This window comes from Streptomyces sp. NPDC020996 (assembly GCF_040641355.1).
Lineage (GTDB): Bacteria > Actinomycetota > Actinomycetes > Streptomycetales > Streptomycetaceae > Streptomyces.
Genome location: NZ_JBFADM010000021.1, coordinates 76,325 through 90,325, shown reverse-complemented (window position 1 = coordinate 90,325; position 14,001 = coordinate 76,325). Strand labels below are relative to the sequence as shown.

The 14,001-nt window shown below is 73.5% G+C and carries 7 protein-coding genes; 3 read left to right on the top strand and 4 right to left on the bottom strand.

The features are described from left to right. Positions 1–7: 7 nt before the first annotated feature. Positions 8–832: an endo alpha-1,4 polygalactosaminidase gene (locus tag AB0G63_RS17395; protein ID WP_360750713.1), complete on the bottom strand. Its 825-nt coding sequence runs from the start codon at positions 830–832 to the stop codon at positions 8–10. Positions 833–1,425: 593 nt separating this feature from the next. Here AB0G63_RS17395 and AB0G63_RS17390 point away from each other — a divergent pair. Continuing rightward, on the top strand, positions 1,426–3,306 hold the full coding sequence (locus AB0G63_RS17390; protein WP_360750711.1) for a ricin-type beta-trefoil lectin domain protein: 1,881 nt from the start codon (positions 1,426–1,428) through the stop codon (positions 3,304–3,306). 9 nt (positions 3,307–3,315) lie between these two features. Here AB0G63_RS17390 and AB0G63_RS17385 read toward each other — a convergent pair whose 3' ends face one another. The 3 genes from AB0G63_RS17385 to AB0G63_RS17375 all read right to left on the bottom strand — a co-directional run bounded on the left by AB0G63_RS17385 (position 3,316) and on the right by AB0G63_RS17375 (position 8,221). Beyond that, on the bottom strand, positions 3,316–4,605 hold the full coding sequence (locus AB0G63_RS17385; RefSeq protein ID WP_360750709.1) for an SLC13 family permease: 1,290 nt from the start codon (positions 4,603–4,605) through the stop codon (positions 3,316–3,318). Between the two features lie 300 nt (positions 4,606–4,905). Further along, positions 4,906–5,577, bottom strand: a complete 672-nt coding sequence (locus AB0G63_RS17380; RefSeq protein ID WP_360750707.1) for a DUF4232 domain-containing protein — start codon at positions 5,575–5,577, stop codon at positions 4,906–4,908. A 271-nt stretch (positions 5,578–5,848) separates the two neighbouring features. After that, a complete protein-coding gene (locus tag AB0G63_RS17375; protein ID WP_360750705.1) occupies positions 5,849–8,221 on the bottom strand; it encodes a SpoIIE family protein phosphatase in 2,373 nt (790 codons plus the stop codon). Positions 8,222–8,476: 255 nt separating this feature from the next. On the opposite strand from AB0G63_RS17375, the gene AB0G63_RS17370 reads away from it, so the two are divergent. Both AB0G63_RS17370 and AB0G63_RS17365 read left to right on the top strand, forming a co-directional pair. Further along, positions 8,477–11,572: a glycoside hydrolase family 2 TIM barrel-domain containing protein gene (locus tag AB0G63_RS17370; RefSeq protein ID WP_360750703.1), complete on the top strand. Its 3,096-nt coding sequence runs from the start codon at positions 8,477–8,479 to the stop codon at positions 11,570–11,572. Between the two features lie 146 nt (positions 11,573–11,718). Beyond that, positions 11,719–13,962, top strand: a complete 2,244-nt coding sequence (locus AB0G63_RS17365; protein ID WP_360750701.1) for a glycoside hydrolase family 9 protein — start codon at positions 11,719–11,721, stop codon at positions 13,960–13,962. Positions 13,963–14,001 lie beyond the last annotated feature (39 nt).

Below are 14,001 nucleotides of genomic sequence, written 5' to 3'. Positions count from 1 at the left end.
CCCGTTCTCACCGCACCTCGCGGACGTAGCCGGCGCTGCCCGGCGTGGACACCTCCACGTCCCGGCGCACGATGCTCAGCCGGCCGCCGAAGCCCGCGAGGGCCTTGCGCAGCCCGCTGTCGGTGTACTCGACGACCACCACCCGGTCGTCGAAGGCGCGCGCGTAGGCGCCGCACTCGTCCTGGGCGCCGCACTCCTCCGCCACCGCGAAGTCCAGCCCGGCCTGCTTGCGCACCCCGGCCAGCTCCACCGTGTTCTTCTGCGCGATCGCCAGGCCCCTGGCGTGCGCGTGCCGTGACAGCAGGGCGATGAAGGCGGTGGCGTCGTTCGCCGTCAGCAGGTGGCGGGAGCGGGTGTAGCTGTCGTAGTTGTCCGGCTCCACCGCGTCGAAACCCTTGTCGGCGCAGCCGTCGACGAACCGGTTGATCCGCGCGGCCACCCGCCGGCGCTTGGCCGCCGTGCGGATGTCCAGCAGCGCCTCGTCCCAGTCCCGGTCGACGACCACCCTGCCGCGGCCGTCCCGCAGCAGCAGATCGGCTGGCCAGGCCCCGCGCTCCCCGGGCTGGGCCTGGAAGGCGTTGACGTAACAGATGTTGTACAGGCCGGGCGCGGGGGACGCCGTACGGTCCCGGGTGACGATCCGCACGCCGGACGGCGGGGGATAGGCGCCGCCGATCTGGTAGTCGAAGCCGGCGTGGCGCGGCGGGAGGCGGACCGCCGCGTCCTCGGCCTCCCCGCCGGAGCCGCACCCCGTCAGCCCGGCGAGAAGAAGGAAACAAGCGCCGACGGCCGTCCCGGCCCCTCCGGCGCGCAAGACACCCACGGTGGGCATGTCCGCTCCCACGATCGCGGGTACGACCCCGCCTCGGACCCGCGCGGGGCGGCAATCCTGGCGACTCGGGCCGGACTTGGAGCTCGTCCGCTACCGGCTGGGCGTACCTCTGCGTGCCGCACCACGGCACGCGGACGATCAAAGCGCGGATGCCGGCGGCGGGTCAAGAAGGACCGGGCGTGGGGGCGGAGCGGACCCAGGACGCGTGGCGCCGGTCGAACTCGGAGCGGACCATGCCGAGTTGACGGGACTTTCCCAGCCGTACACCCCGTATCCGATCACCGGACACTGACACGGACCTGCTTGTCGACACTTTGTTGAATGCCGGCGGGGGCGCCCGGAGCGCAAAAGCATGCGCTCTCTTGTTACATATTGCTGAGCTGTGCAAAGGTGTGTTCTGTCGGCGCACGGACGGCAGCCGTTCCCCTGTGCGCGCGAGGCCGCTCCCGCGTTCGCCTTCCGCTTCAAGAGAGCTTTTGCAGGCGTGCGTTCGAGAAGCCGAATCCCGTATGTGCGGAGCAGTCGCGGTGTCGGCGGCTCCCGTGCCGTGTGGTATGCACTCGATGCCGCACGCCCTCGAGAGGAATGCAGCCGTGAAAGACGTCGGTCTGTCGAATTCCCCCGCAGTCGTGCGCGAGTTCGAAGCGACGGACGAACAACTGAGCACCGAACTCAAGAAGTGGACGGGTACGACACCCGCGCTTCAACCCGTGGGTGAACTCCTCGACCGGCACTGGGAAGCGGCGTTCGCCTATGCCCGGTTGTGCACCGACGGCGCCCGCAACGCGGGAATGCTCACGTCCGCCGCGTTCACCAGACTTTTCGGCGAATCCCTGCGGCAGAACGGACCGACCTCCGCCTGGCGGCCCGCGCTTCTGCTCACCGTGGGCCGGATCGCCGCCGAGTGGGACGGCGACGGCCGACGCGAGATGCTCCATCCGGACCTGCGCTCCGCGGAGGGCGAGGACGAACGCCTGGCGGCCCGCCTGCTGCCGCCGCCCCACCGGCGGCTGCTGTCCGAGGCGTTCCAGCGGCTGCCCCAGCCGGCGCGCTGCCTGGTGTGGCACACGGAGGTCGAGTCGGAGCCCATCGACGTGCCCGCCCGGCTGCTCGGCCTGGACGTCGAGCGGGCCGACGTCGAACTGGCCCGGGCGCGCGAGCGGCTGCGCGAGGAGTGCCTCCAGGTCCACCGCGAACTCGCGCCGGAGCAGGAGTGCCGGAGCTATCTGCGGATGCTCGACGTGACCTACCGGCGCGGCGGGGTCCACATCGACCCCGACCTCGCCGGCCACCTGAGCCGCTGCACGCACTGCCGTGACACCGCCGACCAGCTGAGCCGGTTCGAGGAGGGGCTCGGCCTGGCGCTGGCCGAGGCGGTGCTCGGCTGGGGCGCACGGGGCTATGTCGAGTTCTGGGCCGAACGCGACGAGCGCGACGCCGCCGCCGAGGAGTCCCGGCCCCCGGTGTTCCCGGGCGAGTCCTTCACCTCGGCGGAGCCCGCAGTGCCCGCACCGCCGGCGCCGCCGCCGGCACCGTCCGCGCCGCCCGCGCGGCCCGGTCCGTCGACCGGCCCCCGCGCCGGCAGGCGGGCCGCCGCCCGCCGGGCGACGCGCCGGGCCGCCCGGCGCGCGGCCGCCCGCCGCCGCAACCTCGCCGCCGCCGTCGTGACGGTCAGCGGGCTGGTCGTCCTCCCGCTGGTCCTGTGGTCCGTCCTCGGCTCCTGGGACGGCACCGCCCCGTCCGGCGGCGTCCGGCCCTCCCAGAGCCCCGGCACCGGGGGCAAGAGCGCGACCGGAGCCCCGTCCTGGGCGGGCGCGGGCTCGTCCGCCGACGGCACCGTGCGCGGCCGCCTGCACAACATCGGCTCGGGGCTGTGCGTCGCCGTCGTCGGCGCGAAGACCGTCGCGGGCGCCGAGACGGAACTGGCCAAGTGCTCCTCGGCGCCCGGCCAGCAGTGGTCGTACGCGACCGACGGACTGCTGCGCAGCGGCGCCGACCCCGGCCTGTGCCTCGACTCCCGCCTCGGCTACTCGGTGCAGCTGACGCCGTGCACGGGCGAATCCGCGGAGAGCGGCAGGAACATCCGCTACGACTTCACGCTGCGCGGGACGCTGGTGCCGCGCTGGGACCAGGACCTGGCACTGACCCCCGCCGCCACCGACGGGTCGGGCGCCCTGGTCGTCAAGAGCCGGGACGACAGCGACGTGCAGCGCTGGGCGTTCGACACCTCCAAGACCGACCTGCAGATGGAGGCCGTCAACTGGGACGCCGACGGCAGCCCCGGGCCGGTGCGCACGCCCACCCCCCGCACGTCCACGGCGCCCGCCCCCACGCCTACGCCGTCCACCACGCCGTCCGCCTCGCCGACGACCGCGCAGCCGTCGTCCGCGGCGTCGCCGTCCGCCCCCGTCCGGGACGGGCGGGGCGGCTGGGGCTCCGGCGGGGGATACGGAGGCGGCGGAGGCCGTCACTGACCGGCCCGGTCAGGTTCCGGCGACCCGCAGCGACAGCCACAGCGCCGCCACCGCCGGGACGAGCGCGGCCGGCACGGTGAGCAGGCCGAGCCGGGTGAACTCGCCCAGCTCCGCCTCATGGCCGTGCCGGCGCGCGACGCGCCGCCACAGCAGTGTCGCGAGCGATCCCGCGTACGTCAGGTTCGGCCCGATGTTCACCCCGAGCAGCACCGCGAGGACCGCACCCGGCCCGGCCGTGGCGGTCAGCGGCAGCAGGACCAGTACCGCCGGCAGGTTGTTGATCAGGTTCGCCAGTACGGCGGCCAGCGCCGCGATGCCCAGCAGCGCGGGCAGCCCCGAACCGTGAGGCAGCAGACCGCCGAGCGCCGCGGCGAGCCCGTTGTCGACCACCGCTCGCACCACGATCCCGAGCGCGAGGACGAACGCCAGGAACGCCGGGGCCGCCGCCCGCACCACCGACAGCGGCGTGGCCCGCCGCCGCACGACCGCGCGGCCGGCCAGCACCAGCGCTCCCGCCAGCGCGACCCACGCCGGCTCGACGCCGGCCGCCGAGGCCACGACGAACCCGGCCAGCGTGCAGCCCACGGTGACCAGCGCGAACAGCGGCAGCCGGGGCGTTTCACCGGGCTCGGGCGAGCGGGCGGGCGCGATCAGGTCGACGGCGAAGAAGCGACGCAGGACCAGGTACTCCGCGCCGATCGCCACCAGCCACGGCAGCGCCATCAGCGCCGCGAAGCGGGTGAAGCTCAGCCCGCTGGCCGCGAAGGCCAGCAGGTTGGTCAGGTTCGACACCGGCAGCAGCAGCGAGGCGGTGTTCGACAGGTGCGCGCACGCGTAGAGGTGCGGTTTGGCGCGCACGCCGGCCCGGGCCGCGGTGGCGAACACCACCGGCGTCAGCAGCACCACCGTGGCGTCCAGGCTGAGCACGGCCGTGATCGCCGACGCCAGCGCGAACACCGCCACCAGCAGCCGCCGGGGCGACCCGGCGGCGTGGCGCGCCGTCCACGCCCCGCACGCCCGGAACAGTCCCTCCACGTCGCAGAAGTGGGCCAGCACCAGCACCGCCGCGAGGAAGCCGACGACGGGCCCCAGCCGCTCGGCCTCGGCCCGGGCGTGCCCCAGCGAGATCGCTCCCGTGACGACGGCCAGCCCGGCGGCCGGGACGGCCGCCGCGGCCTCGGGCAGCCCCTTGGGACGCAGTACGGCGAAGGCCAGCACGGCGACGAGCAGGGTGACGGACAGGATCTCGGCGAGCGGGGTGTTCAGGGCGGGTCCTTCGGGCGGGCGGTGCGGGTGCATCCATCAAAACAGGCCACGGTGAGCGGATTCCCCCGGACCCCCCGGACCTCCACGGACTCCGGCCCCCCGGGTTCCCACGGACCCCCCGGGTTCCCACGGACCCCCCGGGTTCCCACGGACCCCCCGGGTTCCCACGGACCCCCCGGCCCCCCGGGTCCCCACGGACCCCGTGGGTCCCCGGACCCCGCGGACCACGGGACCCCCGGACCCCTGGACCCCCGGTGACTCGGGACCCGGGGGTCCCCCGGGTCGGTCCCCCGGCCCCCGCCCGGCTCCGTCGGATCCAGTCGGGCCCGCCGCTCAGACGCCGCTGCCGGGGCGGAGCACCGTCAGGTACACCGTGGAGGAGTTGCCGGACACCGGGACCTGGCCGCCCGTCCACGTCACGGTGAGGGAGTCCAGCTCGTCCGGCGGGGTGACCACCAGGGACGCGGGAGTGGCCGGGTCGGCGCCGCTGACGTCGGGGTTGGAGAAGGACAGCCCCGCCCACGCGCTTCCGCCCGGGGCGAGCGTCACGGTCGTCGGCGTGCCCGGCGAGCGCTTCGGGTCCGGGCCGAGCTGATGCCCCGACGCGTCGACGAACGCGGCGCCCGGATAGCCGCGCACGGTGCAGGTGCGGGAGGAGGCGTTGGTCAGGACGACCGGGAAGTGCTCCTGCCCGGCGCCGGGGTCGTTGGGGCCGACGGTCGCCCGCAGCTCGGAGGTGTGACAGCGGCCCCCGGATGCGGGGGCGGTCCGGGACGCCGTGGCACCGGCCGTGGCGGTGGCGGCGGCGTCCGGGGAGGTCGTCGCCGAGCCGGCCGCGGAGCCGGCGGTGCGGCCGCCGGTGACCGGCGTGGCCGTGCCGGGCGCCGTCCGCGTACTGCTCGCCGTGCCGTCGCCGCCGGCGCCGCAGGCTGTCAGCAGTCCCAGCACGGCGACCGCGCTCGTGAGCAGGGCTGCCCGGTGGGTGGAGCGGGACGTATCAGTCATGTTCCTCAGCACTCCAGGAGATTCCTCGCACACGCCCGGCATGTGCGTTCGGGGCGCTTTGCGCGCCGTCACGAGTGTGGATGCAGGCCCCACCGGAAGAGTTCGCGGTCCGGTCCCGATTCCGTCTCACTTTCCGGCGTTTCCGGAGCCGAGCCGGAGTCGAGCCGGAGCCGAGCCGGAGCCGAGGACGCGGCCGATCGCCGGGGCCTGCGCGAGGGACGGGTACCCCGCCCGGGGCGGGCCGGACGCGCCGGCCGGCCCGGCCGTCGTCTCACTCCTCCTCGAGCAGCCCGATCTCCGCCCAGATCGTCTTGCCGTCCGCCGTGTGCCGGCTGCCCCAGCGCTGGGTGAGCTGGGCGACCAGGAGCAGCCCGCGGCCGCCCTCGTCCCAGGTCTTGGCGCGGCGCAGGTGCGGGGCCGTGTGGCTGGTGTCGGAGACCTCGCAGATCAGCGTGGTCGCGTCATGGATCAGCCGGAGCCGGATGGGGCGGGCGCCGTACCTGATGGCGTTGGTGACGAGCTCGCTGACCACGAGCTCGGCGGTGAACGCCGCATTCTGAAGCCCCCAGGTGTCGAGCTGCTCGACGACCTGTTTGCGGACGGGGGCGACCAGCGAGGGGTCGGCGGGGATGTCCCACGTCGAGACCTGGGAGGGGGGCAGCCCCCGGGTGCGGGCCAGCAGCAGCGCCACGTCGTCGGCGGCGCCGCCCGCGGGCAGCAGAGCGTGCAGGATCCGGTCGCAGGTCTCGTCCAGCGAGTCGGTGTACGTCGCCAGGGCCGCGCGCAGCAGCCGGTGGCCGGCGTCCGCGTCCCGGTCGCGGGACTCGATCAGCCCGTCCGTGTAGAACGACAGCACGCTGCCCTCGCTCAGGTCGAGGTCGGCGGACTCGAACGGCAGGCCGCCCAGGCCCAGCGGCGGCCCGGCCGGCAGGTGGATCTCCCGGGGCTCGCCCCCGGGCGGCACCACCAACGGCGACGGGTGCCCGGCGCGGGCCATCGTGCAGTGCCGGGAGACCGGGTCGTACACCGCGTACAGGCAGGTCGCGCCGACCTCGCCGGGACGGCCCTCGCCGCCGGTGTCCGCGGACAGCCGTACGACGAGGTCGTCGAGGTGGGTCAGCAGTTCCTCGGGTGCCAGGTCGATGTCGGCGAGGGTGCGCACCGCGGTGCGCAGCCGGCCCATGGTGGCCGAGGCCTGGACGCCGTGGCCGATGACATCGCCGACGACCATGGCGACCCGCATCCCGGACAGCGGTATCACGTCGAACCAGTCGCCGCCCACGCCGGCCCGCGCGGCCGGCAGATAGCGGGAGGCGGCGTCCACCGCGGGCGTCCGCGGCAGCGAGCGGGGCAGCAGGCTGCGTTGCAGGGCGAGGGCGGTCTCGCGCTCGCGGGAGAAGCGGCGGGCGTTGTCGATGCAGACGGCGGCCCGGGCCGTGATCTCCTCCGCGAGCAGGACGTCGTCGGCGGTGAAGGGTTCCGGGTTCCGGTGCCGGGTGAGCACCGCCACGCCGAGGGTGAGACCGCGGGCCCGGATCGGCACGGACATCACGGAGTGCATGCCGAGTTCCCGCACGCGCTCGCGCCGTGGCAGGTTCCAGGCCAGCCAGTGGTCCAGTTCGCCGGTGCCGAGGGCGCCCACGATGGTGCGGCCCGCGGTGAGCGAGTCGGCCTGCGGGGAGGAGGCCGGGTAGAGCTCGACGTGGCCGACCTGGGTCACCACCTCGGGGATGCCCTCGAGCACCGACTGGTGCGCGGCGCGCCGCAGCCTGACCGGCGCGGTGATGCGGGCCGGGGGCTCGCCGCCGTAGTCCTGCGGGTCGATCAGGTCGACGGTGGCGAAGTCGGTGAGCGCGGGCACGCACATGTCCGCGAGCTCCTGTGCCGTACGGGCGACGTCGAGGGTGGTGCCGATGCGCACACTGGCCTCGTTGACCAGTTGCAGCCGCTGCCGGGAACGGTAGTTCTCGGTGAAGTCGTGGGCGGCCAGGCAGACGCCCCGCACCCGTCCGTCCGCGTCCTTGATCGGCGCCAGCCGGGCCAGCCACGCGTGCGCGCTCTCCTCGCCGCCGGCGCGCATGTACGTCTGCACGTCCTGCGGCCGCCCGGTGGTGAGCACCTCGACCATGTGGCCCTCGAGCTCCTCGCTCTGCGTCTTGCCGCCGATCTCGGCCAGGCGCAGTCCCCGGATGCGTTCCTCGGGCAGCTTGATCACGCGGGCCATGGCGTCGTTGAAGCTGTGCAGGCGCAGCCGGCCGTCGTAGACGGCGACGGCGCAGGGCACCTGGGTGAGGACCGCTCCGGACAGCGGGTCGTCGGGGGAGAGGGGCTGGCCGCCCTCCAGCGGGGTGTACACGAGCCAGCGGTCCGGGCCGCCGCGCCGGTGCGCGAGCAGCCACACACGGACCGTGCGCCCGTCGCGGTGACGCAGGGTGACGGTGCCGTACCAGCGCGATCCGACGGGCGGGAGCATGGTGTCCGTGGTGTCGCGGACCACCAGGCGCCCGGCGGGACGTCCCACCACCTCGGCGGCGGACCAGCCGAGCAGCCGCTGCGCGCCGGCGTTCCACTCGATCAGGGCGCCGGAGCCGTCGATGGCGGCCCGGGCCGTCGCCGCGTCGTCGAACGGGTAGACCGGGCTCATCGTCGCCACTCCATAGCGCACTCTCAGTGAACAGGCGCGTCACTTGTGTTCCAGCCTAGTGCGTCCGGGCCTCGCGTGAACGGCGCCCCCCGGGGTGAGCCGCCCGGCACGGTCAAGGGGGATTTTCGGCCGTTGTGGCGTATGAGGCGGGAGAGCGGTGCCGGACTCTTGACTGCCGCGCGCGGCAGACCGTCAGAATCTGTTTGGTCACGATCAGTTGTGAGTGCTTCTGATTCCTGATGAGGGGGAGCGGCCATGACAGTCACGCGCAGATCGGTTCTGATCGCCTCCACGGCCGCGCCCGCGGCCGGGGCCTTACCGGTTGCCGGAGCGGCGCGGGCCGCCGAAGCCGCAGCGGGCCGGCCCGGCCGGCACATCGTCGCCCTGCGTGACGGCTGGCGCTTCGCGCTGGTCGACCCGGGCGGGATCACCGACCCCACCGGCGCGTACGCGGGGGCGGCCGACCCCGGCTACGACGACTCGGCGTGGCGCGAGGTCGCGGTGCCGCACGACTGGAGCATCGAGCAGACGCCCACCACCGACCACGGCACCAGCAGCGGCACCGGCTTCCTCCCCGGCGGCCTCGGCTGGTACCGCCTCGCCTTCACGCTGCCGCCCGCCTGGGCCGGGAAGCGGATCTCGGTGGAGTTCGACGGCGTCTACATGGACTCCTCCGTGTACTGCAACGGCACGGAGGCCGGCCGCCACCCCTACGGCTACACCGGCTTCGCCCTCGACCTCACCGACCTGTTGCACACCGACGGCCGCACCGAGAACGTGATCGCGGTCGAGGTGCGCAACCGGCTCCCCAGCAGCCGCTGGTACTCCGGCAGCGGCATCTACCGCGAAGCCCGCCTCGTCGTCACCGAGCCCGTCCACGTCGAGCGCTGGGGCACGTACGTCACCACCCCTGACGTCAGCGCCGAGCGCGCACACGTGCGGGTACGGACCTCGGTGGCGAACGTGTCGCGCACCGCGCGCGAGGTCGAGATCAGGTCCGCGGTCGAGGACCCCGGCGGCCGCACCGTCGCCCGCGCCACGACCACCGTCGAGGTCACCGACAAGACCACCGAGACGCACGAACTCACCGTCCCGAAACCGAAGTTGTGGGACTTCTCGGCCCCGCACCGCTACACCCTCCGAACCGAGCTGCGGGTGGCCGGTGAGACCGTCGACACCTTCCGGACCGTCTTCGGCATCCGCACCTTCCGCTTCGACCCCGAGGAGGGCTTCTCGCTCAACGGCGCCTACGCCAAGATCAAGGGCGTCGACCTGCACCACGACCTGGGCGCGCTCGGCGCGGCGGTCGGTGTCGACGCCGTGCGCCGGCAGATGGACATCATGAAGTCGATGGGCGTCAACGCCCTGCGCACCTCGCACAACCCGCCCTCGCCGCAGATGATCGAGGTCTGCGAGGAACTGGGCATCGTGATGATGGTGGAGGCCTTCGACTGCTGGCGGACCGGCAAGACGACGTACGACTACGGCCGGTTCTTCGACGAGTGGTGCGAGAAGGACATCACCGAGATGGTGCTCGCGGCGCGCAACTCGCCCGCCGTGGTGCTGTGGTCCATCGGCAACGAGATCCCCGACTCCACCTCCGTCGCCGGCCTCGCCATGGCCGACCGCCTCATCGCCGCCGTCAAGGCGGCCGACGACACCCGGCCCCTCGTCATCGGCTCCGACAAGTACCGCTCACTGCCGGCGAAGGGGTCCTCGGCCGACCTGATGCTCGCCAAGCTCGACGGGCTCGGTCTGAACTACAACACCGCCAAGTCGGTGGACGCCCTGCACGCGCGCTACCCGCACCTGTTCCTCTTCGAGTCCGAGTCGTCCTCGCAGACCTCCACCCGCGGCACGTACCAGGAGCCGGAGCACCTGAACACCGGCGAGAACCACACCCCGGGCAGGCGGGCGACCTCCTCCTACGACAACAACCTCGCCTCGTGGACCATGAGCGGCGAGTACGGTCACAAGAAGGACCGCGACCGCAAGTGGTTCGCCGGGCAGTTCCTGTGGTCGGGCATCGACTACCTCGGGGAGCCGACCCCGTACGACGTCTTCCCGGTCAAGGCGTCCTTCTTCGGCGCGGTCGACACGGCCGGTTTCCCCAAGGACATGTACCACCTCTTCCGCAGCCAGTGGACCAGCGAGCCGATGGTCCACCTGGTGCCCATGACCTGGAACCATCGGGAGGGCGACACGGTCGAGGTCTGGGCGTACTCCAACGTCGCCACCGTCGAACTCTTCCTCGACGGCGAGTCCCTGGGCGTGCGCACCTTCGACACCAAACGGACCACCGACGGGCGCGCCTACCTGGAGACCACCGAGGCGACCGGAGACGACAAGACCGTCACCGAAGGTCCCTGGCCGGGCAGTTACACCAGCCCCACCGGCAGCGCGGGCAAGCTGCACCTCACCTGGAAAGTGCCCTACCGTCCGGGCGAGTTGAAAGCGGTGGCGCGCAGGGACGGCAGGGCGGTCGCCACCGACGTGCTGCGCACGGCCGGCCGGCCGTGCGCCGTGCGCCTGACCGCGGACCGTGAGTCGACAGCGGCCGACGGACGTTCACTGGTGTTCGTGACGGCCGAGATCGTCGACGCGCGCGGGGTGGTGGTGCCCGACGCCGAGCACCTGATCTCCTTCGACGTCGCGGGCGGCTCCCTCGCCGGGCTCGACAACGGCCGTCAGGAGAGCGCCGAGCGCTACCGGGCGAGCACCTGGACCGCCTTCCACGGCAAGGCGCTCGCGATCGTGCGCTCCGGCACCAGGCCCGGCGCCCTGCGGGTGACCGCGCGCGCCGAGGGGCTTCAGGCGGGCACCGCGACCGTGCGCACCACCGCGGCGAGGACCGTCTCGACCACCCCGCCCGCCGTCCTCCGGCCCGACCGTCCGGCGCCCGCCGACTACCCGTACGCGGACGCCAGTTACTCCGGCCGCCCGGACACCCCGCCCGCCGCGATGCTGGACGGCGACGCGGCCACCGGTTGGTCCAACGGCTTCGTCAAGGCGGCCACGGCCCTGCTGCCCGCCTTCCGCGGGGCCCGGCCGCGGGACTGGGTGTCCGTCGACTTCGGGCGGGTGCGCGGCCTGGACCGGGTGGAGGTCTCGTTCACCGTGGACGCCACGCACAGCCTGCCCGCGTCGGTCGAGGCCGCGGTGTGGGACGGCCGGCGGTACGTGCCGGTCACCGGGACGGCCGTGGACTGGGCCACCGCCTCGGACACGCCGACCCTGATCACCTTCGACCCGGTGCGCGGCTCGCGGCTGCGGCTCACCCTGACCAGCAGCCGTCCCGGCGAGCCGGCCGGCGCGGTCCGGATCAGCCGGCTGGAGGTGCCGGCCGGCTGAGTGCGCGTCGCGGTCCGCACGCAACAACCCGTCGGGTACGCACCGTTGACGAGGCGTCACGTCACCCACAAGCATGGCCTGACCCGCCGATGGGAGCGCTCCCATTCGCCCGCGGGCGTCACCCGCACCCCCCGAGGAGCCCAGACGTGGCAAGACGCAGAACCGCCCTGCTCACCCTCACGGCCCTGCTGGGAACGGCCCTGGCCGGGCTGCCGGCCGGCCCGGCCGCCGCCGACGAGGTCGAGCAGATCAGGAACGGCACCTTCGACTCCACCGCCGACCCGTGGTGGACCACCCCCAACGTCACCGCCGGCCTGTCAGGCGGCAAGCTGTGCGCCGACGTGCCGGGCGGCACCGCGAACCGGTGGGACGCCGCGGTCGGACAGAACGACATCACCCTGGTCAAGGGGGAGACGTACCGCTTCAGCTTCACCGCGGACGGATCGCCGGAGGGGCACGTCGTCCGCGCGCTCGTCGGCCTGGCGGCGGCGCCGTACGACACCTGGTTCGAGGTGAGCCCGCAGCTGAGCGTCTCCGGCGACAGCTACTCCTACACGTTCACCTCGCCCGTCGACACCACCCAGGGCCAGGTCGCCTTCCAGGCCGGCGGCAGCGCGGAAGGCTGGCGCCTGTGCATGGACGACGTCTCGCTGCTCGGCGGCGTCCCGCCCGAGGTCTACCAGCCGGACACCGGACCGCGCGTCCGCGTCAACCAGGTCGCCTACCTGCCCGCCGGACCGAAGAACGCGACCCTGGTCACCGACGCCACGTCGAAACTGCCCTGGCAGCTCAAGGACGGCTCCGGCGCCACCGTCGCGCACGGCTGGACCGTGCCGCGCGGCGTCGACGCCTCCTCCGGACAGAACGTCCACTCGATCGACTTCGGCGCCTGGCGCAAGACCGGCCAGGACTACACGCTGGTCGCCGACGGGCAGACCAGCCGCCCGTTCGACATCGGCACCGGCGCCTACGAGCAACTGCGCCTGGACTCGGTGAAGTACTACTACACGCAGCGCAGCGGCATCGCGATCCGCGACGACCTGCGGCCGGGCTACGGCCGGGCCGCGGGCCACGCCGGCGTGGCACCCAACCAGGGCGACACCGACGTGCCGTGCCAGCCGGGCGTGTGCGACTACCGCCTCGACGTCTCCGGCGGCTGGTACGACGCCGGCGACCACGGCAAGTACGTCGTCAACGGCGGCATCGCCACCTGGGAGCTGCTGAGCACCTACGAACGCGAACTGCTCGCCCGCACCGGCGAGCCGGAGCGGCTGCGCGACGGCACCCTCGCCGTCCCGGAGAGCGGCAACAAGGTGCCGGACATCCTCGACGAGGCCCGCTGGGAGCTGGAGTTCCTGCTGAAGATGCAGGTGCCCGACGGTCAGCGGCTGGCCGGCATGGCCCACCACAAGATCCATGACGAGCAGTGGACGGGCCTGCCGCTGCTGCCGGGCGAGGACCCGCAGAAGCGCGAGCTGCACCCGCCGTCCACGCAGGCGACCCTGAACCTGGCGGCCACGGCGGCGCAGGCGGCCCGCCTGTACCGGCCCTACGACAAGGCGTTCGCGGCGCGGGCCCTCACGGCCGCCCGCAAGGCGTGGGCGGCGGCCCTCGCCCACCCGGACCTGTACGCCTCCGACAGCGACGGCACCGGCGGCGGCACCTACGCCGACTCCGACGCCACCGACGAGTTCTACTGGGCGGCCGCCGAGCTGTACCTCACCACGGGCGAGAAGCAGTTCGCCGACCACGTGCTGAACTCCCCGGTGCACACGGCCGACATCTTCGGCAGCCTCGGCTTCGACTGGGCCAGGACCGCCGCGGCGGGCCGCCTGGACCTGGCCACCGTGCCCAGCGCCCTGCCCGGCCGGGACAAGGTCCGCCGCTCGGTGGTCCAGGGCGCCGACCGCTACCTGGCCACGCTGAAGGCCCAGCCGTACGGCATGCCGTACGCGCCGGACGGCAACCGCTACGACTGGGGCTCCAGCCACCAGGTGCTCAACAACGCGGTCGTCCTCGCCACCGCCTACGACATCACCGGAGCCGCCAAGTACCGCGACGGCGCCGTGCAGAGCATGGACTACATCCTCGGCCGCAACGCGCTGAACATCTCCTACGTCACCGGCTACGGCGAGGTCAGCTCCCACAACCAGCACAGCCGCTGGTACGCCCACGAGCTCGACCCCGGCCTGCCGAACCCGCCGAAGGGGACGCTCGCCGGAGGCGCGAACTCGAGCATCCAGGACCCGTACGCGCAGAGCAAGCTCACCGGCTGCGTCGGCCAGTTCTGCTACATCGACGACATCCAGTCCTGGTCGACGAACGAGACCGCGATCAACTGGAACGCCGCCCTCGCCCGCATGGCGTCCTTCGTGGCCGACCAGGGCTGAGGCCGCCCGGGGTGTGGACGACGGGGCATCGCCCGGCCG